This is a genomic window from Novosphingobium sp. 9U, assembly GCF_902506425.1.
Taxonomy (GTDB): domain Bacteria; phylum Pseudomonadota; class Alphaproteobacteria; order Sphingomonadales; family Sphingomonadaceae; genus Novosphingobium.
Genome location: NZ_LR732525.1, coordinates 12,726 through 32,962, shown reverse-complemented (window position 1 = coordinate 32,962; position 20,237 = coordinate 12,726). Strand labels below are relative to the sequence as shown.

Genomic DNA, 20,237 nt, shown 5'->3' with positions numbered 1-20,237 from the left:
AAGAAGCGTGGCTTTCGTTTGTGCAGCTCAGTCGATCCCCAGCAGCTTGTGGCTCTCGTGCCGGGTGACCGCCTTGCCGAGCCGGTCGGTGAACTGCACCGTGATCTCCGGCGCGACGCGGCGGGTGATACCCCAAAGGTAGAAGCCGTAGATCGGCGCTTCGCGATACTGCGCCCAAGCCTGTTCGTCGTCTGGCATCTCCATGCCGCGTGCGCGCATCAATGACAGGTATTCGCCCAGAAGCCGGCGCTCCTCCACCTCGGCAACCTCGGTCGGCAGCACCGCGTTCAGGTGATAGGCGACATCGAGCGCCCAGCCACCGCGCTGGAGCAGCTGCCAGTCGATCACGCCGGCACCTTGTGCCGTGCGGTAGATGTTGCCGGCATGGGCATCGCCGTGGATCATGAATTGCCGGCGTCCGCCATCGCGTGCCGCCAGCGCCTTCATCGCCGCGCCGAGCCGCCTGGCGTCGCGCACCTGGGACGAGAGGTTGTCGCCGCGCGGGCCGTCGAGCAGCTCCTGCAGCATCTCGGGCGTGACATAGGTCATCTGCGACAGCTCCGCCGCGCGCGGACGTATCCAGTTTGCGTTATCGAGGAACGCGCTGGCCGCATGCAGCTTCGACAGCTCGGTCAGGCTGAGCAGCGCGTCGTCGGCGCTGAACGGCTCCAGTGCCGAGCAGAAACGGCCGCCGTCGACGATGACGTCGCGCATGATGATGACCGCCTGCTGCGCCTCCCGGTCGATCACGGCCGTGACGCAAGTCGGCACCTGGATGTCGGGGATGGTCGGCGCGACCTTGCAGTAGAAGTCGCTCTCCAGCACGCAGGTCGAGCCGCCGCGCGCGGTCATCTCGTCGACGTCGAGCAGGCCCTTGATGCAGAAGCCGTGTACCTCGTCCGATCCGGCGAAGGTCACTGCGAAGCGCACCTTGGTGGCGACGGTGCGGATGAACTCGACCTGCTCCACCGAAGTCACCTGCTTGCCGCCCGATACTTGCGCCAGAGCCTCGCTCAGCCAGGCCGGATCGAGCGCCTCATCCAGCGTGCGCGGCACTGCGATCTGCGGCTGTGCGGGCACCGCCCGGCTGATCGTGTTCGGCATCGTTCTCCCTTTCGTATCGGCGCGAGATCGCTTGACCCAATTCGCCATTTCGTTCCATGCTTCGCAATATAGAATTTGCGCAGTCGGGAAAGCGTCATCAGACGAGCGGCTGCCATAGCGAGGATGGGACGAGGAATGGGCAAACCCCTGGAGGGCATCAAGGTCGTCGAAGTCGCGATGTGGGCCTTCGTGCCCGCGTGCGGTGGCATGCTGGCCGACCTCGGCGCCGACGTGATCAAGATCGAGCCACCGACGGGTGACCCGTTGCGAGGCCTGCAGATCGGCAACATGAACTCAGGCTCCGGTCAGCGGATCGACTACTCGTGGGAGAGCTACAACCGCGGCAAGCGCTCGATCACGCTGGACCTGAAGCAGGAGGCCGGGCGCGATGTGCTGATGAAGCTGCTGGAGGATGCCGACGTCTTCCTGACAAACCTGCTCCCCCGTGCGCGCCGATCGATGCGCATCGATGCGGACTCGATCCGTGCGCAATTCCCGAACATCATCTATGCCAGCGGCAGCGGCGTCGGCCCGCAAGGCCCGGAGATGGAGAAAGGCGGCTACGACGCGATCACCTTCTGGGCGCGTGGGGGCGTTTCCTCGTCGCTAACGGAGGATTGCGCCGACCATCCCGTTGGGCCGCCGGGACCGGCGTTCGGCGATACGCTGTCAGGCTCGATGCTGGCGGGCGGCATCTGCGCGGCGATTGCCAAGCGCGCGCTGAGCGGCGAGGCTTCGGAAGTGGACGTCTCGCTGCTCGGCACCGCCATGTGGTCGATGCAGCGCTACATCTGCCAGGCGACCGCCGACAACATCGACAAGTTTCCGCGCCCCGCCTCGACCAAGCCGAACAACGTGCTGGTCAGCAACTATCGCACCTCCGACGGTCGTTTCCTCGCGCTGTGCATGCTGCAGGCAGACAAGTACTGGGCGCCGCTGATGGACGTGGCCGAACGCCCCGACTTGCGCGACGATCCGCGCTTCGCCGATGCCAAGTCCCGCGTGGCCAACATCGACGAATGCTATGCCGCGGTGAAGGACATGTTTGGCTCCAAAACATTGGCCGAGTGGAAGGATATCCTCGGCCGCCAGGAAGGCCAGTGGGACGTCGTCCAGAACGTCGGCGAGATGAAGGACGATGTGCAGGCGCAGGCCAACGGGTACTTGAAGCAGGTCGATTATGGCGATGGCTCGAGCATCCCGATGGTCAGCGTGCCCATGCTCTTCGATCGCCAGGCTCTGGCTTCCACGCGCTCGCCGGACCTTGGCGCCCACAGCGACGCGATCCTGGAGAGTCTGGGCTACGACGAGGATGCGATCATCGACCTCAAGGTGCAGGGCGTGGTGTTCTGATGAGCGAGGCCGCCTCCCCACCCGAGCGCAAGTTGCCGCGGCTCGAGCCCGACACCGCGTTTTTCTGGACCGCGGGTGAGCAGGGCCGCATGCTGATCCAGCGCTGCACGCACTGCGAGGTCTGGCAGCACCCGCCCCTGCCCCGCTGCGCCAAGTGCGGCAGCGAGGACGTGGCGCCGCAGCCGGTGTCGGGCAAGGGCCGCATCGCCAGCTACACCATCAATCACGAACGGTGGGTGCCTGGCCTTGAAGTGCCGTTCGTGTTCGGCGTCATCGAGCTCGCCGAACAGCCTGAGCTATACGTCTTCACCAACGTGCTGGCGCCGATCGACAGCGTCCGTGTTGGCATGGCGGTACACGTGGAGTTCGAGCAGCACGAGGATGTGTGGCTCCCGATGTTCCGACCAGAAGGTCAGTCGGCATGAGCGCCTACCCCGAGAAGCTTTGCGCCATCACCGGCGCCGGCCAGTCCGAAGTGGGCCGCCCATCCTCGCGCACCGCGCTGCAGCTCACCGCCGACGCCTGCCTCCAGGCGATCTCCGACGCCGGGCTGAAGCCGTCCGACATCGATGGCATCGCGACTTACCCGGGCAAGTCGTCCGAAGGCGGCGGCATCGCGCCGGTCAGCCCGTCCGAGGCCGCCGCAGTGCTCGGCATCGATCCCAAGTGGATCCTCGCCTCGGCCGAGGGCTTCAGCCACATGGCGCCGATCTTCAACGCCATCAACGCGATCGCCTGCGGCTTTGCGCGCCATGTCGTGGTGTTCCGCTCGGTCGCGCAAGCGCAAGCCCGCCTCGTTTCGCGCGCATCGACGCTGATGAGCGGCAGCCGCAACCGGGTGGATGGCAACAACGCCTGGAGCGTGCCGTATAACGCGCTCTCGCCGATCAACACCTTTGCGCTCTATGCCCAGGCGTACTTCGAGAAGTACGGGGCGAACGAGGCGCAGCTCGGCGCGATCGCCGTGAACAACCGCGCCAATGCCGCACACAACCCCAATGCGATCTACCGCAAGCCGCTCAGCCTGGACGACTATCTCGCCGCCCGCGTGATCTCCTCGCCCTTGCGGCTGTTCGACTGCGATTCGCACATCGATGGTTCGACTGCCATCGTCGTCTCCAGCCTGGATGCGGCGAAGGACCTGAAGAACCCGCCACTGCACTTCGAATCGATCGGCATGGGCGTGGGCGGACTGTGGGTCGGCAAGTACGAGGGTGACTTCACCTGCATGCCCGCGGCGCGCACCTGCGGCGCGATGCTGTGGTCGCGCACCAACCTCAAGCCCGCGGACATGGACTGCGCGCAGATCTACGACGGGTTCTCGATCCACGTGTGGATGTGGATGGAGGCGTTGGGGCTGGTGCCTCCCGGAGAGGCGTGCCGCTTTGTCGAAGGCGGCAGCCGCATCGCCATAGATGGCGAACTGCCGCTCAACACTGGAGGCGGTCAGCTCTCGGCCGGGCGGTTCCATGGGTATGGGCACATCCACGAGGCGACCGTGCAGCTGTGGGGCCGCGGCGGTGGCCGGCAGGTCAAGGATGCGCGCACCTGCATCGTGTCGAACGGCGGCTATGGCTACGGCGCGATGATCCTGCGGCGGCCTTAATCGCGTCCCGAGATCCTCTCCTGCAAGGGGAGGTGGCGCGCGGCGTTAGCCGCGTGACGGAGGGGTGTCACCGCTGGCGGATTGCTCGACCGAGCGGGTGACACCCCTCCGTCAGCCGCTCCGCGTCTGCCACCTCCCCTTGCAGGGGAGGATCTGAACCTGTTGCAACCCACACCCGAAGCTTGACTGTTCCATTCAGAACTGCGATAATCAATTCACAATATCGAACAACGATGGAGTTTGGGAGATGAGTGAAGCTGATCCGAAGTTCGGAAGCGCCCTCAAGGAAGATTGGACCCTGGGCCCGATCTTCGATGCCGACGCCCACATCGATCCGCCCTACGACATGTGGAAGGAATACCTGCCCAACCACCTGAAGGCGCGGGCTCCGGTAATCGAGGCGCGCGACGATGCCGACTACATCGTGTTCGAAGGCCACAGCCGCCCGGTGATGATGATCAACAACCAGGCCGGCCGCACGGGCAAGGACTTCAAGATGAAGGGCCGCCTGTCCGAGCAGCGCAACACCTACGATCCGCAAAAGCGCCTCGCCGACATGGACCTGGACGGCATCGATCAGGCCATCTTGTTCGGCGGCGGACCGCTTGGCACGCTGGACAACGAACTCTATCTCGCCAGCTTCGAGGCATTCTCGAACTGGGTGTCGGACTGGGCCTCGAACGCGCCGCACCGGCTGTTCCCGGTCGGCCACTCGCCCATGCGCGACATCGACGAGACCATCAGCCACGTGAAGCGCCTCGCCAAGATGGGCTTCAAGATGGTCCAGCTGCCGGCCTTCCCGCAGAACCCGGAGGCGTGGAAGACCACGTCCGAGATCAAGAACATGAAGGCAGGCCAGGTCTCGGCCCAGACCGGCGATCCCAAGGGCGCGCTGCAGTACTACCAGCCCGAGTTCGACGCGCTGTGGAAGGTGCTGAGCGACCTGGGCATGGTCATCACCTTCCATCTCGGTGGCCGCGTGCCCCGCTTCGGCGAAAAGCAGCACTTCCTGCCCGACATGCCGATGAGCAAGCTGGCCATGGCCGAGCCGATCGGCATCTTCATCTTCAACGGCATCTTCGACCGCTTCCCCGATCTTCGGATCGGCAGCATGGAAAGCGGCGTGGGCTGGTTCTCATGGTACGCCGAATACTGCGACCGCACTTGGGAAAAGCAGCGCTACTGGACCGAAAGCGTGATCGACAAGCCGCCGAGCTGGTACATGGACCAGAACGTCTGGGGCTCGTTCATCCAGGACCGCGCCGGCATCCTGATGCGCGACCTGCCGGGCGGCAGGAACATCATGTGGTCGTCGGACTATCCGCACTCGGAGACGACGTTCCCCAACAGCCACGCGGTCATCAAGCGCGACTTCGCCGGGGTGCCCGACAAGGACATCCAGGACATCATCTGCAACAACGCCAAGCGTCTCCTGCGCATTTCCTGATGCGCACGACGCAGCACGCCGGGTATCGGAGCGATCGACTTCGAGCCCGGCGACGTTTGAAGCCAATGGTGGGAGTGGCCTGTGGCGAGCCTTGTTGAACGCGGCGTGGCGGCCGACGCAGGCGCTGGCGCGCGCACGCCGGCGATCGGAATGGCCGCGTACTACGCCTTGGGCGTGCTCGCCCTGGCCAATGTCCTGAACTACCTCGACCGCCAGATCGTCTCGATCCTGGCACAGTCGATCAAGGCCGACTTGAAGCTCGACGACGCGGATCTCGGCTTCCTGCTCGGGACCGCGTTCGCGGTTTTCTATTCGGTCGTCGGCATCGCCATGGGGCGCATCTCTGATGGACTGCCGCGCAAGAAGGTCATGGCGCTGGGCCTCGCCCTATGGTCGAGCATGACCGCCCTCGGCGGTGCCGCAGCCAACTTCGCGATGCTCGGCGTCGCGCGCATAGGCGTCGGCGTGGGGGAGGCGGTGGCGAACCCGTGCTCGCACTCGCTGCTCGCCGACATCTTCCCGCCGCAACGCCGCGCGATCGCCATGTCGATCCTGCTCTCCGGCGTGTTCGCCGGCGGTGCGCTGGCGTTGTTCCTGGGCGGCTATTTTCTCGAGCACTGGGACGCCATGTGCACCGCCGTGCCGATCGCCGGCGCGTGCGAGGTGGCGCCCTGGAAGGCGGCCATGTTCACGGTGGCGCTGCCCGGCCTGCCGCTCGCCCTGATGATCCTGGCCATCCGCGAGCCGGCCCGCGCCACCGAAGCGCAAGGGTCGAAGATGGGCTTCGTGCTGGGCGAGTTCGCGACGGCGATCCCACCGTTCACGATGCTGACGGTCTGGCGCCTGGCGGGCCTGCGAGGGCTCGGCCGGAACATGCTGATCGCCGCCCTGCTCGCCGTGGCGGCTGCGATCCTGACGCACCTGACCGGCGACATTGCGCAATGGGCCGCCTTCGCGCTCGGCGCCTATGCCGTGGTGACCTGGGGCCAGGTCCAGAGCTATCGCGACAAGCCACTCTACCGCCTGACCTTCGGCGACCGCACGTTCCTGCTGGCGACCATCTCCACGGCGCTGGTCGCCTGCGTTGGTGGTGCGGTCCACGTCTGGTCCGCACCTTACGCGATGCGCACCTTCTCCATCCCCGCGCACGAGCTCGGCTTGTCGCTCGGCGTGGCGAGCATCGCGGGCGGCGTGCTGGGCGTCCTGCTCGGCGGCTGGGCGACCGACCGCTGGAAGCGCAGCGACTTGCGCGCGCCAGTCGGCATCACTGCCATCAGCCTGCTGGGTGGCGTGCCCTGCATCCTGACAATGCTGCTGGTGGAAGAATTCGCCGTGTTCATCGGCGCGGCCTTCATCCTGGGCATCTTTTCCGCGCTGTGGAGCGGCGCCACCGCGGCGATGGTGCAGGACCTGGTGCTGCCCCGCATGCGCGGCTCGGCAGCCGCGTCCTACTCGCTCGTCGCGATCGTCATCTCCTCGGGCACCGGCCCCTACTGGGCGGGCAAGGTCAGCGCGCTGACCGGCTCGCTGACGGCAGGCCTGCTCAGCATCATGATCCTGGTGCCGATCGCCCTCTACTTCCTGTGGCGCGTGTCGCGCCGCCTGCCGCACGAGACGAGCGAAGCGCGCCTTGCCATCGCCCGCCAAGCCGGAGAACCTGCGCATGCTTGACGACGTCCTGGTCGCCGACGACCCGCTTTACGAAGAACTCTACGACGTCCGCAAGGAAGCGGAGTCTGTGGGCAACTTCATCGACGTCAGCACCGTCATGCCGCGCGTCCACCGCTTGCGCGCCCAAGCCCCGGTGCACAAAGGCAAGCTGCGCGAGATCCTGGACCTGCCCGAGCATGACCGCCACGTCTACGCCAAGGGGCGCCAGCACTGGAGCGTACTGACCTACGATGCTTGCGAGGCTGCCTTCCGCGACCCAGCGACGTTCTCCAACACCGTGCAGGGCCACCCCAATCCCGCGGGCGAGCGCACCATGGGCATCCTCGAGATGGATCCGCCGATGCACCGCGGTTACCGGCGCACGATCCAGCCCAAGTTCCTGATGCCCGAGGCGCTCGGCTGGTGGCGCACGCGCACCATCGACGGCATCGTCGAGCGCCTGATCGAGCGCATGGCCACCGGCGACCGCGCCGACCTCAACCTGGACTACTGCGCGCGCATCCCGGTCTACACCATCACGACCGCGATCGGCCTGGACGGCGACGAGGCGCTGCGCTTCCGCCACGCTTACCTGAACTCCACCAGCTCCAGTCGCAACATCAGCATGGAGGATCGGGTCCGCAACGCCCGCGTGGTCGAGGAGACGCTGCTCGGCCTGATCGCCGCACGCCGTGCCGAGCCGCAGGACGACCTGATCAGCTTCCTTATCGGCACCCGGCTTATGCTGCCGGGCGAGGAGCCCCGCCCGCTCACCGATCGCGAGATCATGACCCATGCCAAGCTGGTCATGGTCGCCGGCGGCGGCACCTCGTGGCGGCAGATGGGCATCACTCTGTTCGCGCTTCTCACCCACCGCGACCAGTTCGAGGCCGTGAAGGCGAACCGGGCGCTGATCGACGACGCCGTCGAGGAGGGCCTGCGCTGGAACCCCACCGCGCCCTACTTCTACCGCATGGTGATGAAGGATACCGAGTTCTACGGCCACCACATCGCCGCAGGATCGGTGCTGGAACTCGGCCTCGGTCCCGCCAACCGAGATCCCGCGCGCTGGGACCGGCCTGACGAGTTCGACATGTCGCGCCCCAAGCTGACCAACATGGCGTTCGGGCTCGGTACCCACCGGTGTCTGGGCATGAACGTCGCACGCGTCGAGATCGACCGAGCGGTGAATGCCCTGCTCGATCACTTCCCGAACCTGCGGCTCGACCCGTCCGCCCCTGCTCCGTTCATGACCGGCGGGCTGGAGCAACAGGGCGTCTCCGCGCTGCAGGTGTTGCTGCGATAGACGTCTCGCCTTACGAGGCGGCATGGACAGTTTTCCCGGGCCCACCTCCAACCGCTTCGTCTCGCAGCGCCTGCGCCTCAACTACGTCGATTGGGGCAACCCCGAGGCGCCGCCGCTGATCCTGCAGCACGGCGGGCGCGACCATTGCCGCAGCTGGGACTGGGTGGCGCAGGAGCTGCGCCGCGAGTGGCACGTCATCGCGCCCGACTTGCGCGGCCATGGCGACAGCGACTGGTCGCCCGAGGGCCACTACGGCATGGACGCCTTCGTCTACGACTTCGCGCAGCTGGTGCACACGCTCGGCTACGATCAGGTGACGATCATCTCGCATTCGCTGGGCGGCAACATCGCCACGCGCTTCACCGGGCTCTATCCCGATAAGGTGCGCAAGCTGGTCAACATCGAAGGCCTTGGTCCGCCGGTGGACGTGCAGCGCGAGATGGAAGGCGGCGACGCGCCCGATCGCCTGCGCAAGTGGATCGACGACAAGCGCCGCGCCGCCGGCCGCACCCCACGCCGCTATGCCACCTTGCGCGACGCCTACGAGCGGATGAAGGCGGAGAACGGCTTCCTCACCGACGATCAGGCCCGCCACCTCACCATCCACGGCGCCACCCGTAACGAGGACGGCACCTGGAGCTGGAAGTTCGACAATTACCTCAACGTCTGGAGCACCGCCGACATCACCTTCGAGGAGAAGGTCGCGTTGTGGTCGGCCATCACCTGCCCCGTCCTGCTTCTGTGGGGCAAGGACAGCTTCGCCAGCTCCCCCGCAGGCGACGGCCGGCTCGACCACTTCGCCGACGCGACGCTGCTGGAATACGAAGACGCCGGCCATTGGCTGCACCACGACCAGTTCGCGCGGTTCATGAAGGATGTGCGAGGGTTTTTGTAAAGGTGGCTGCGGGGATTGAAGACGATGTTGCGAGATAGCGAAACATTGGGTTTGCTCACTTCATCCACATCGTCGTCCCGGGCTTGACCCGGGACCCGCTTTCTTCCGAGCACGACATGGACCGCGAACACAAAGGCGGCTGGGTCTACATCATGGCCGATCGCTACCGCGGCACCATGTACGTCGGCGTCACCGCGGATCTCGGTCGCTGCCCTTCTACCATCCGTCATCCTGAACTCGTTTCAGGATCCATCGTGCCGCTTGGCCCGACCATTGCGGGTGTAATCGAAGCACCGGCTCGCCAGTCGAGGCACCGAGCTACGAGGCGAAATAGACCCTGAAACAAGTTCAGGGTGACGGCAGCTAAGGGTGGCTAGCTGCCACTGATTTCGATAGCGTTCTTGACAGCTAGGAGGACACGCTGTTGCTCCCTTTGTTGATCTTGGCAAGTGTGAGCCGCTGTGCCGCGCCGATGTTGTGCCCGACTGATGAGCAACTATTAGCCGCAGTTCGTAGCCGCGATGGCGCGGTCGTTCAGGCGGTGGCCAACCAAGCCGCACAAGACGATCCGAACAGCGTTATTTTGGTGCACTCAGAACGGATTAGGCGAATTGCCGACGTGTTGTGCAGTGACGCATTGCCTAATGAAAGCTCGAAAGATCCAACTACGATCAACTGCGCGTTCGTGGTTCAGTACCGGAGCAGGAACGCTCACACCGTTGCACGGATGGTGCGGGGGAGCGACGGCTGGAGGATAGACGAGGCCCTCACGGTGACACGCCGTCGTTGATAAACTGAAATGACCGCAACTGGGCGTGAGCAGCCTGACCGTTCTCCGGATCGACAAGCGCCGGGTTGAACGACAGTGACGGAGTGTTGGCTGCCATCACTCGTCGGTGTAAAAGGTATGCCCCTTGTTGTCTGGCTTGAGCACCTTGCGTATCGGCGCAATCGATATCTCTTCTGCTTCAAGGTGGAGGGAAGCAGCACCGTTGGAAACCCAGCCGAACTCCCGGTCGAGATTGTCCCCTACTCGACGGAAAGCTTTCACGGTCGCCTCGTCCTCGTCGGCTGCGAGAAGATAGCGATGACAGTAGAAGCCTGCTGGCTGCATCGCGCCGAGTTCGACGCCAGCAGGGTTCTTCTCAGCTTGCCGTGAACGAGAACATGATAACAGCGCATCGCTCAGCATCGCCCGTACGCTGAATGACCGCAAGTAAGCGTAAGCCGCCGGTCCGCTTCCAAGACGCCGCCCGACCAAGCGGACGATCGGAATGGGTCGACGCCGCCTGCTACTCATCTGCTGACAGGCCAGCCAGATGGCTGGGCGATCGGAAGTGTGCAAACGCTTGCCCCTTGACCCCGCTATCGGCGATCAGTCTTTCAACTTCAGCGGACGTACGAGCACTTCGCTGACGTCTACCTCGTGCGGTTGCTCGATGGCGTAAGCAATGGCTCGGGCGATGGAATCCACCGGCAGCGCGTCGGCCATTCTCGACGCGAGCGCTTCGCGGATCATCGGGTGGTCGATGTTCTCGACCAGTTCCGTGTGCGTGGCACCCGGCGAGATCAAGGTGCTGCGTACAGACGAGCCGCCCTCGATCCGAATGCTTTCTGCCAGGGCACGGATCGCGAACTTGGTCGCCGCATAGACGCCGTTCATCGGGGCGACGCGGTGGCCCGAGGTAGAGCCGACCATGATGATGTGGCCGGACTGCTGCTTCATCATGTGTGGCAGCGCGGCAGCGATCCCGTTCAGCGCGCCGCGCAAGTTGACGTCGATCATGCGATCCCAGTCGTCCTGCTTCGCCTCGGCGAGAGGCGCCAGCTTCATGATGCCGGCATTGTTCACCAGGACGTCGATCCGCCCGAACCGCTCCACGGCGGCGCCGATGTAGGCCTGCGTTTCCGCGCGATCGGTGACGTCCAGCCGGAGCGCGATGGCCGCGCCGCCCTGCGCCTCGATGTCGGCAACCAGCGCGTTGAGGCGCTCCATGCGGCGCGCACCCAGAACCAGCTTTGCGCCGCTCCGAGCCAGAAGCCGGGCTGTCGCCTCGCCGATGCCGCTGCTTGCACCCGTAATCGCGATCACCTTGTCCGCCATGCTCTTCTCCATCTTCCTCAACGATTCGAAAACGACAAGATCGTCGGCTGACTTCCTTCAGCATGGCGATGCTGAAGCGATGCCGTTTTTCCTGACGGCACCGAACAAAAGCCGAATGCTGCCCCCAGCTACTCGACCAAGGCCTCACGCAGCCGCTCGCGCATGTCCGCATCCGCTCCGAGCGTTTGCTCCAGGTATGCGTCGAGCGAGCCATGCTTGTCCTCGATCGCCGCGAAAGCCGCTTCGAGGTACTCCGCCTCCACTCCCATAAGCACGCGCATGGAGGCCTCGTCAGCCTGCCCGGTGACGGCGCGGATCGTCTCCATGCCGGCGAGGATGCGTGCTTCGACGTCGCCGGCGGTGTTGGTCAGCAGGTAGTCCTCGATCACGTCGTCACGGTGGACGCCGGCGGCGAGTTGGAGCATCGCCACGGCGATTCCGGTGCGGTCCTTGCCGGCCATGCAGTTCACCAGGCTAGGCCCCTCGCCCGCCGCCGCAGTGGCGATCAGCCGTGCGGTCATGGCTTGCAGCTCGGGGCGGAAAGCGATGCTGCCGTAGTTGCGGCGCAGGCTCTCGCGCGTGCCTTCAGGCGTGCGCTGGCGAGCCGTCTGCGCGGCCGCGACATGGGGCGCGCTCACCGCGGCCGGGTCGGCCGCGTGGTGGATCTGGGCCACGAAACCCGCGGGCCGCCGGCATGGATGGCTGGTCCGCTCGCGGTTGGAGCGCAAGTCGAATACCGCCGTCAGCCCCAGCGCGGCGATCGCCTTCAAGTCATTATCGGTGGCGCCATGGTGCTGGCCCGAGCGCCACAGCACGCCGCGTTTCAGGCGTCCGCCGCCTGCCACCGCGTATCCGCCGTAATCGCGAAAATTGTGCACGCCTTGCAGCGCCAGGACCCGATCCAAAGGCTTGCTCTCCGAACATCACTTGCCGATACTATCCTAGCTTAGTATCGCCCGCCGCACCGGGATACAGGAAAAACGATGAACGCGGAGAGCCCCATAGCCGTCGAGGCTTCGCACGAAGTCACGGCCAGCGATCACCAGGTACGCGGGCGCCGCCGTGCCTTGCGGCCGATCCTGATGATTGCGGGCCCTGCGGTGGTGCTGGCGGGCGCCTTGTGGTTCTACCTGAGCGGCGGCCGCTACGAGTCGACCGACAATGCCTCGCTGCAGGCTGGGCTTGTGGCGATCGCTCCCAGCATCCCCGGCCGCGTGACGGCGGTCGAAGTGCGCGAGAACCAGCGCGTGCGCAAAGGCCAGGTGCTGTTCCGCATCGAAGGCGACACCTACCAGGCCGCCGTGCGCCAAGCGGAGGCCGAGCTCGGCGGTGCGCGCACCAGCGTCGGCTCGCTGCGCGCCGACTACCAGGAAGCGCTTGCCGACATCAGCGCCGAGGAGGCCCGCTATGACTTCGCGCGCAGCGAGGCAGCCCGCCAGCGCTCGCTGCTGGGCGAAGGCATATCCTCGCGCGCGCAAGCCGACCAGGCCGACACCAACGTGCGCACGGCGCGCGACGCCATTGCCTCCGCGCGTGCCAAGGCGGAGAGCCTGCGCGCACGCCTGCCCGCCGGCGGAGCCGATGCGCAGCCCGGCGTCCAGAGCGCCTCGGCCCGGCTCAATCAGGCGCGCATCAACCTCGCCTACACCGTCGTGCGCGCGCCGCAGGATGGGGTGGTGACCCGCGTCAACCAGCTGCAGGTCGGCAACTATGTGCAGCCGGGCCGTCCGGTGTTCATGATGACGGGCCTCAGATACTGGGTGCAAGCGAACTTCAAGGAAGACCAGCTGCGCCACATGCGCGTGGGCCAGCCCGCCACGATCGAGATCGACGCGTTCCCCGACCAGGCGCTGCGCGGCCATGTCGAGAGCTTCAGCCCCGGCACCGGCTCCAGCTTCTCGGTCCTGCCCGCGGAGAACGCCACCGGAAACTGGGTGAAAGTGGTGCAGCGTCTGCCGGTACAGGTGACCATCGACAACCCGCCCGCCGGCCTGCCGCTCAGCGCCGGGCTCAGCGTCAGCGTCTCGGTCGACACCGGGTACGAGCGGCACCTGTTCGGGCCAGACACCGCGACCGCCAGCGCCGCCGCCAAGTAGGCACCGGGTACGATGTCGCCAGCCGAGCCGCACAGCTATCCGAGCCCCGCCCGGCGGATGCTGATCACCGTGCCCGCGATGATCGCCTCGATCATGGTCGCGGTGGACATCACCATCGCCAACGTCGCGCTGCCGCACATGAGCGCCAGCCTCTCCGCCTCGCAAGAGCAGGTGCTCTGGGTGCTGACCAGCTACCTCGTCGCCGGCGCGATCGCCACGCCGCTGTCGGGCTGGCTGGCGGGTCGGTTCGGGCGCAAGATGGTGATGGTCACCTCGGTGTTCGGCTTCACCGTAGCCTCGGCCCTGTGCGGCATGGCGAACGACCTGCCGACGATCATCTTCGCGCGCTTCCTGCAAGGCGCCTGCGGAGCGAGCCTGGTGCCGCTGAGCCAGGCGATCCTGCTCGACATCAACCCGCCAGAGGAACACGCCAAGGCCATGGTGATCTTCGCGCTCGGCTCCATGGCCGGGCCGATCATCGGGCCCACGGTGGGCGGCTACCTGACCGACGCGCTGTCGTGGCGGTGGGTGTTCTTCATCAACGTGCCGTTCGGGATCATCTCGTTCTTCGGCATGCTGGCATTCCTCCCCTCCTCCACCACCCACCGCGCGCGGTTCGACATGTTCGGCTTCGTGACGATCTCCATCGCGCTGGCCGCGCTGCAGCTGGTGCTCGATCGCGGCGAACACCTCGACTGGTTCGATAGCAACGAGATCCGCGTGACCGCGCTGATCGCCGCGATCGCCTTCTGGCTGACGCTGGTGCACATGTTCACCGCAAAGAACACCTTCATCCGGCCCGAGCTGTTCGCCGACCGCAACTTCGCCATCGGCGCGATCTTCAGCATCGCCATCGGTGTGGTCGCGTTCGCCACGCTACCGATGATCGTAGTGATGACGCAGTCGCTGCTGGGGTACTCCGCGTTCCACACCGGGATGGTCGGCCTGCCCCGTGCGCTGGGAACGCTGGTCGCGATGCTGATCGTCACCCGCCTGGTCGCGATCCTGGACACGCGCGTGCTGCTGGTGGTCGGCCTCGTCATCACCGCGCTGTCGATGCTGATGTATTCGCACATCGACTTGTACGTGGACGAGCGCACGCTGCTGATCGCCGGCTTCGTGCAAGGGTTTGGCGGCGGGCTGATGTTCGTGCCGCTCTCGATCATCGTGTTCTCGACGCTGTCGCCCACCATGCGCAACGAGGGCGCGGCGATGTACGCGCTGACGCGCAATGTCGGCAACGCGGTGGGCATCTCGGTGCTGAACTACCAGCTGACGCACTACGTCGCCGGATCGCGCGCCCAACTGGTGCAAGGCGTCAGGCCGGACAATCCGACGCTGCAATGGGCACGCCCAGACCTGGACTTCGGCTCGACCGAGGCACTCGCGGCGCTCAACGCCGAGATCGGACGCCAGGCCTCGATGGTGGGCGACGTGAGCATGTACCACCTGGTGTTCGTCATCGCGATGGCGCTGGTGCCGCTGGTCCTGTTCATGCGGACTGGCAACAAGGCGGGCGACGCTGGCCCCGGCCCGGCGACGCTGCACGTGGGGGAATGAGATGAACCGCAACCTGGGCGCAGCCGCCGCGCTCCTGCTCGCGAGCGCGTGCACCACTGTCGGCCCCGATTTCGAGCGCCCCACGCCGCCACCCCAGGCCGGCTACGGCGCGCCGGAAAACGCTGCGCTCGCCATGGGCACCGGCCCCGGGGCCGAGTGGTGGAAGACCTTCGCCAACCCGCAGCTCGATGCACTGGTCGCGCAGGCCCTCGCCGGCAATCACTCGCTCGCTGCCAGCCGCGCCACGCTGGAGCGCGCCCGCGAGCGCATTGCGGCCGTGCGCGGCCGCTCGCTGCCGCAAGTCGATGCCAGCGCCCGCGCCGAGCGTGAGCGGATCAACCTCTCGGCCTTCGGCTTCAGCGGGCTACCGGGCACCGAGATCGAGAACCCGACCTTTAACCTGTTCACCCTGGGCGGGGGCGTGAGCTACGACCTCGACCTGTTCGGGCGCAACCGTCGCGCGCTGGAGCAGGTCGGCGCCGATGCCGAGGCCCAGGCACGCGCGACACAGGCCGCGCAGCTGGTGATCGCCGGCCGCGTCGTCGCGCAAGTGCTCGCGCTCGCCGCGCTGAACGACAAGCTGGCGACCGAACGCGCGCTGCTGGCCGAGGACGATCGCAACGTGACGCTGACCCGGGCGCGCCAGGATGCGGGCGCCGGCACGCTCGTCGAAGTGCTGACCGCACAAAGCCAGCTTGCGGGCGACCGCGCCGACGTGCCCGCGCTGGAGCAGGACATCGCCGAGGGCCGCGCAATGCTGGCAGTGCTGCTTGGCATCTCACCGGCCGAGCTTGGCGCGACGGACTTCGCGCTGGCCCAGTTTGCCCTGCCCGCGACCATCCCGGTCGCGCTCCCTTCGGAGCTGGTGCACAAGCGACCCGACATCCTGGAGGCCGAAGCGCGACTCCACGCCGCCACTGCCGAGATCGGCATTGCCACCGCCGCGCTCTACCCCGACCTGACGCTCGGCGCCTCGCTGACGCAATCCGCGGCCCGGCCCGGTAATCTCACCAGCAGCAACTTCAATGCGTTCGACGTGTTCGCCGGGCTGACGGCGCCGATCTTCCACGGCGGCACGCTCAAGGCCGAGAAGCGGGGAGCGGAAGCGGGTGCGCGCGCCGCGGCCGGGGACTACCGGCAAGTGGTGACTGAAGCATTCGGTCAGGTCGCGGGGCTGCTGTCTGCCCTCGGCACGAATGACCGCGAGTTGACGGAACGGCGTTCAGCGGCCGCGATCGCAGAGCGCTCACTTTATCTGTCGCGGCGCAGTTTTCAGGTGGGCAACAGCGGCGTGCTGCAGGTGCTGGATGCCAGCCGCGCTTCACAACGCGCGCAGCTTTCGCTCGTGGATGCACGGGCACGCCAGTATCAGAACGTTGCCCGGCTGCTGGTCGCGACCGCGGGGGGCTGGGAGCCCGCACCAGTCGGCGAGACCAGTACGCGGGCCGGTAGCTGACTCCTAGGGGCTGGTCAGAGCAGGAAAGCGAGTCCGATCCCGGCCCAGCACGCGGCACTCATGGCAACGGCGAGCACGAAACCGCGAGCATTGTGCATCTGCAACTGCGGCTGAACATGCGCCCGGGCGAAGGGCGATCGGCGGTCGGTTGCGACAACGGTCTCGGCAGGGGCGGCGAAACCTCTGAAATCGTTGATGGCCTTCATCTCACATCCTCTAGCGTCGGCATCCTTTGTTTCACCATCCTGAACGCCGGGTCACATGGCTTGTTCCACCTACTGTGATCGGAAGAAGTCAAAAACTGTTTAAGTTCAGTCTAGTTAACTAACGACCGCAATCGTTCGGGCACTTTGCCTTCAATTTCAGCCACGCTGCGGCGTCTTGCGCCACGCACGCTCCGCCGTGGCAACCGTCGGCGTTGCCCTTTGGCCCGGCTCCGGCCTAAGTTGTAGGCATGGCCAAAGCTGACTCTCTGAAGCTCAAGATCCAGCTGCTTTGCGGCGACGAGATCGCGATGGGTCCCGGCAAGGCCGACCTGCTCGACGCCATTGCCGCGCAAGGATCGATCTCCGGCGCCGCCCGCGCCATGGACATGAGTTACCGCCGCGCCTGGCTGCTGGTGGACGCCATGAACCGCTGCTGGCGAGAGCCGCTGGTCGAGACGTCGCCGGGCCGCGCCAAGGGCGGCGGCGCACGGCTGTCTCCTGCTGGTCGGCGTGTGCTCGACGGATATCGAGCGCTTCAAGCCACGCTCGACAGCACTGCGCACGGCGATCTGCTGGCTGACCTGAACTCGGAACTGCGCCAGGAACCCAAGGCACGCGCCGCCGACGCGTGAGCTCGCTGCGGCTACGCCGTGGCGCTCAGCGCCCAGTCCAAATCGCCTCGCGCCGCTCGAACACCGACGCCACGCCCTCCGCGTAGTCAGCAGTCGGGCGCAGCGCGGTCTGCTCGGCATGTTCGTGCCGCATCGCCGCGGCCACCGCATCGGCGAGCTCGGCCGTGATCGTCGCGCGCACGGCTTTCAACGCCAGCGGCGCATTCGCCGCGATCTCGCCCGCCATGGCGAGCGCAGCCTCGCGCTCTTGCCCCGCATCAGCCAGACGATCGACCAGGCCCCAGCTCAGCGCATCGGCAGGCTTCACTCGCTCGGCCGACAGCATCATCCACGCCGCACGCTGTTGCCCCAGCAGCCGCGGCAAGGTGTGCGTCAGCCCGAAACCCGGATGGAAGCCAAGGCGCACGAAGTTGCTGGAGAGACGCGCAGCCGGTCCCGCGACCCTGAAATCGGCGCTGAGCGCCAGCCCCAGGCCGGCACCGATCGCTGCGCCTTGCACGGTCGCCACCATCGGCTTGGCACGGCGGAAGATGCGCTCTGCCTGCACGTAGAGGCCGCCGATCGCATCCATGCCGGCTTCCCCGGCAATGGCGTCGTCCCCAGCAAGGTCCGCACCCGCGCAAAAGGCCTTGCCCTCTGCCACCAGCACCGTCGCGCGCACGCCATCATCGCCATCGAACGCCTCCAGCGCGTTCGCGATCTCGCGCAGCAAGGCGGGGCAGGCGTAATTGAGCGGCGGCTTGGAAAACCGGATCTCGCCGACTGCACCATGAACCTGTGTGCTCACGTCGATCGTCATCGCCCACTTCCTTGCTGTTCCTGCCGGCAAGCTGCCATGCCCGCGATGCGCTCGGCTCGCTACGAAAAACGAAGGTTAACGCACGGCCACTCACAAGCAGGCAGAGCAGCTCCTGTTGCGAACACCTTCTCGGTCTATTGTAGTTAATGCGGCGTCCTGATTGCCCCTTGAGCGGTACCGCCTCGCGAACAAACTTGAGACCTTATTAACTGGCGTGACCTAACTCACACGCATGCCGCGTCGTATCCTCCCCAAGTTCGCGCCGGCCGACGCGCCTGGCAGCGCCGACGAGGACATCCGCGTCGGTCGGGAACGCTCGGCGCTGCACTTCGGCAGCTTGCGCGCGCGCATCGCCGCGATCCTGGCATCGCTGTTCGGCATGCTGGTGGGCACGCTGGTGGTGCTGTTCGCGGCGGGCATCGTGCGCATCGATAGCGGCCCGATCGGTGCCACCGTCGGCCAGTCGGCGCTGCTGCTGCTGGTGATCGGTGCCGCCGAGCTGGCGCTGGTCGTCGTGCTGGGCATTGCGCTTACGCGCACCATCACCTTGCCACTGGCCGATCTGCTGCGCGCGACGCGCAGCGTCACCCGCGGCCGCAAGGCGCATGTCCAGGTCGAGACCGGCGACGAGATCGGCAAGCTGGCCGCCAGCTTCAACACCATGGTCGATGCCATCGAGACGCGCGAGCGGCGCATCACCCATGTCGCGCTGCACGATGCCCTCACCGGGCTTCCCAACCGCCAGTATTTCGTCGAGCAGCTGGACCAGGCCCTCGCCCGGCGCCGCGACGGCACCCGCGTGCTGGTCGCCTACATCGACCTCGACGACTTCAAGATGGTCAACGATACCCTCGGCCATGCCGCGGGCGACCGCCTGTTGTGCGATGTCGCTCGGCAGTTGCAGGCCGAACTGCCCGAGGGCCTGATCGCGCGCCTCAGCGGGGACGAGTTCGCCGCGATGATCCCGGCGATCCCCGCCGATGCCGACATCGCCGCCTTCGGCATGCGCCTGCAGGGCTGCTTCGCGCGCGACATCGTGCTCGATGGGCGCAAGGCGGAGACTTCAGCCAGCATTGGCATCGCCGTCGCGCCCGAGGACGGTGCGGAAGGCAGCGTGCTGCTGAAGAACGCCGACCTCGCGCTCTACCGTGCGAAGCAGCAGGGCAAGGCGGGCCACCACTTCTTCGAGACCGCATTGGACGAGCGCGCGCGTCACCGCCGCCAGCTCGAGCTCGACTTGCGCGCAGCGATCAGCGGCGGTGGCTTCGCGCTGCACTTCCAGCCGCTCTACAGCCTCTCGGAGGAGCGGCTGACCGCGTTCGAGGCGCTGGTGCGCTGGCCGCATCCGACGCTGGGCCTCGTCGCGCCCAACGACTTCATCCCGCTCGCTGAGGAGACCGGGCTGATCATGCAGATCGGCGAGTGGGTGATGCGCGAGGCCTGCCGCCAGGCGATGGCCTGGCCCGAGCCGCTGTCGGTGGCGGTGAACCTATCGGCCAAGCAGTTCCTCAGCCCCGCCCTGCCCGCGATGGTGGTGCACGCCCTCGCCGCGTCGGGCCTGCCGCCGCAGCGCCTGGAGGTGGAGATCACCGAGAGCGCGTTCGCCGCCAATGTCGAGAAGACGCTGGAGACGCTGCATGCGCTGCAGGGCCTGGGCGTGCGGATCACCCTGGACGACTTCGGCACCGGCTACACCTCGCTCAGCCACTTGCGGCTGTTCCCGTTCAACAAGCTGAAGATCGACCAGAGCTTCGTCCACGACATCGCCCCCACCGGCAACGCGCATGCCGTGATCCGCGCGATCACCACGCTGGCCGACGCGCTGGGGATCGAGACGCTGGCGGAAGGGGTGGAGGAGCCCTCGCAGCTTGCCGTGCTGCGGCAGGAGGGGTGCCAGCAGATCCAGGGCTACCTGCTCAGCCGCCCGATCGACGGGCGCGAGGTGGGTGCCTTCATCGACGACCAGCGCGCCCGCGCCCAGGTCATCCGCCTGCGCGCCTAAGACGCCCCCCGCCAACGTCCA

Annotated in this window: 18 protein-coding genes and 1 pseudogene; 13 read left to right on the top strand and 6 right to left on the bottom strand. The window is 66.5% G+C overall.

All coding sequences use genetic code 11. The features are described from left to right. Positions 1 to 27 precede the first annotated feature (27 nt). Positions 28 to 1,104 carry a phosphotransferase gene (locus GV044_RS20110; protein ID WP_159874247.1) on the bottom strand — a complete coding sequence of 359 codons (1,077 nt, stop codon included), beginning with the start codon at positions 1,102 to 1,104 and terminating at the stop codon, positions 28 to 30. 135 nt (positions 1,105 to 1,239) lie between these two features. Here GV044_RS20110 and GV044_RS20105 point away from each other — a divergent pair, with 135 nt between their 5' ends. The 8 genes and pseudogenes from GV044_RS20105 to GV044_RS22450 all read left to right on the top strand — a co-directional run. Then, complete coding sequence (locus GV044_RS20105; protein WP_159874245.1) at positions 1,240 to 2,457, top strand: CaiB/BaiF CoA-transferase family protein; 1,218 nt, start codon at positions 1,240 to 1,242, stop codon at positions 2,455 to 2,457. Further along, positions 2,457 to 2,882, top strand: coding sequence for a Zn-ribbon domain-containing OB-fold protein (locus GV044_RS20100; protein ID WP_159874243.1), 426 nt, complete (start codon positions 2,457 to 2,459; stop codon positions 2,880 to 2,882). Before GV044_RS20105 ends, GV044_RS20100 begins: the two co-directional genes overlap by 1 nt. Beyond that, entirely contained in the window at positions 2,879 to 4,063 is a 1,185-nt protein-coding gene (locus tag GV044_RS20095) for a thiolase family protein (protein WP_159874241.1), read from the top strand. The genes GV044_RS20100 and GV044_RS20095 overlap by 4 nt, the downstream gene beginning before the upstream one ends. Before the next feature lie 247 nt (positions 4,064 to 4,310). Beyond that, positions 4,311 to 5,510 (top strand): amidohydrolase family protein, encoded by a 1,200-nt coding sequence (locus GV044_RS20090; protein ID WP_159874239.1) that lies wholly within the window; start codon positions 4,311 to 4,313, stop codon positions 5,508 to 5,510. An 81-nt stretch (positions 5,511 to 5,591) separates the two neighbouring features. Beyond that, complete coding sequence (locus GV044_RS20085) at positions 5,592 to 7,181, top strand: MFS transporter (RefSeq protein WP_159874237.1); 1,590 nt, start codon at positions 5,592 to 5,594, stop codon at positions 7,179 to 7,181. Further along, positions 7,174 to 8,466, top strand: coding sequence for a cytochrome P450 (locus tag GV044_RS20080; RefSeq protein WP_159874235.1), 1,293 nt, complete (start codon positions 7,174 to 7,176; stop codon positions 8,464 to 8,466). The genes GV044_RS20085 and GV044_RS20080 overlap by 8 nt, the downstream gene beginning before the upstream one ends. 22 nt (positions 8,467 to 8,488) lie before the next feature. Then, on the top strand, positions 8,489 to 9,361 hold the full coding sequence (locus tag GV044_RS20075; RefSeq protein ID WP_159874233.1) for an alpha/beta fold hydrolase: 873 nt from the start codon (positions 8,489 to 8,491) through the stop codon (positions 9,359 to 9,361). 116 nt (positions 9,362 to 9,477) lie between these two features. Further along, positions 9,478 to 9,565 (top strand): annotated as a pseudogene (locus tag GV044_RS22450) (GIY-YIG nuclease family protein); the annotation flags it as partial. Between the two features lie 682 nt (positions 9,566 to 10,247). Here the strand turns inward: GV044_RS22450 and GV044_RS20065 are convergent. The 3 genes from GV044_RS20065 to GV044_RS20055 all read right to left on the bottom strand — a co-directional run bounded on the left by GV044_RS20065 (position 10,248) and on the right by GV044_RS20055 (position 12,370). Next, complete coding sequence (locus GV044_RS20065; protein WP_159874231.1) at positions 10,248 to 10,553, bottom strand: hypothetical protein; 306 nt, start codon at positions 10,551 to 10,553, stop codon at positions 10,248 to 10,250. Positions 10,554 to 10,736: 183 nt separating this feature from the next. After that, complete coding sequence (locus tag GV044_RS20060; RefSeq protein ID WP_159874229.1) at positions 10,737 to 11,477, bottom strand: SDR family oxidoreductase; 741 nt, start codon at positions 11,475 to 11,477, stop codon at positions 10,737 to 10,739. Positions 11,478 to 11,593: 116 nt separating this feature from the next. Further along, positions 11,594 to 12,370: a tyrosine-protein phosphatase gene (locus tag GV044_RS20055; protein ID WP_159874227.1), complete on the bottom strand. Its 777-nt coding sequence runs from the start codon at positions 12,368 to 12,370 to the stop codon at positions 11,594 to 11,596. Positions 12,371 to 12,448: 78 nt separating this feature from the next. Between GV044_RS20055 and GV044_RS20050 the strand changes: the two genes are divergently transcribed. The 3 genes from GV044_RS20050 to GV044_RS20040 are packed head-to-tail and all read left to right on the top strand — an operon-like array spanning position 12,449 to position 16,577. Next, on the top strand, positions 12,449 to 13,561 hold the full coding sequence (locus GV044_RS20050; protein WP_159874225.1) for an HlyD family secretion protein: 1,113 nt from the start codon (positions 12,449 to 12,451) through the stop codon (positions 13,559 to 13,561). A gap of 12 nt (positions 13,562 to 13,573) precedes the next feature. Further along, positions 13,574 to 15,121: a DHA2 family efflux MFS transporter permease subunit gene (locus GV044_RS20045; RefSeq protein ID WP_236555138.1), complete on the top strand. Its 1,548-nt coding sequence runs from the start codon at positions 13,574 to 13,576 to the stop codon at positions 15,119 to 15,121. 1 nt (position 15,122) lies between these two features. Then, complete coding sequence (locus GV044_RS20040; protein WP_159874223.1) at positions 15,123 to 16,577, top strand: efflux transporter outer membrane subunit; 1,455 nt, start codon at positions 15,123 to 15,125, stop codon at positions 16,575 to 16,577. A 14-nt stretch (positions 16,578 to 16,591) separates the two neighbouring features. Here the strand turns inward: GV044_RS20040 and GV044_RS20035 are convergent, their stop codons facing one another. Beyond that, the gene (locus GV044_RS20035; RefSeq protein WP_159874221.1) at positions 16,592 to 16,783 is read right to left on the bottom strand and encodes a hypothetical protein; all 192 of its coding nucleotides are present in this window, start codon (positions 16,781 to 16,783) and stop codon (positions 16,592 to 16,594) included. 248 nt (positions 16,784 to 17,031) lie between these two features. Here GV044_RS20035 and GV044_RS20030 point away from each other — a divergent pair, with 248 nt between their 5' ends. Then, on the top strand, positions 17,032 to 17,415 hold the full coding sequence (locus tag GV044_RS20030) for a winged helix-turn-helix domain-containing protein (RefSeq protein ID WP_159874219.1): 384 nt from the start codon (positions 17,032 to 17,034) through the stop codon (positions 17,413 to 17,415). A gap of 25 nt (positions 17,416 to 17,440) precedes the next feature. Here the strand turns inward: GV044_RS20030 and GV044_RS20025 are convergent, their stop codons facing one another. Beyond that, positions 17,441 to 18,214, bottom strand: a complete 774-nt coding sequence (locus tag GV044_RS20025; protein WP_159874217.1) for an enoyl-CoA hydratase/isomerase family protein — start codon at positions 18,212 to 18,214, stop codon at positions 17,441 to 17,443. 232 nt (positions 18,215 to 18,446) lie between these two features. Here GV044_RS20025 and GV044_RS20020 point away from each other — a divergent pair, with 232 nt between their 5' ends. Beyond that, positions 18,447 to 20,216, top strand: a complete 1,770-nt coding sequence (locus GV044_RS20020; protein ID WP_159874215.1) for a bifunctional diguanylate cyclase/phosphodiesterase — start codon at positions 18,447 to 18,449, stop codon at positions 20,214 to 20,216. Positions 20,217 to 20,237 lie beyond the last annotated feature (21 nt).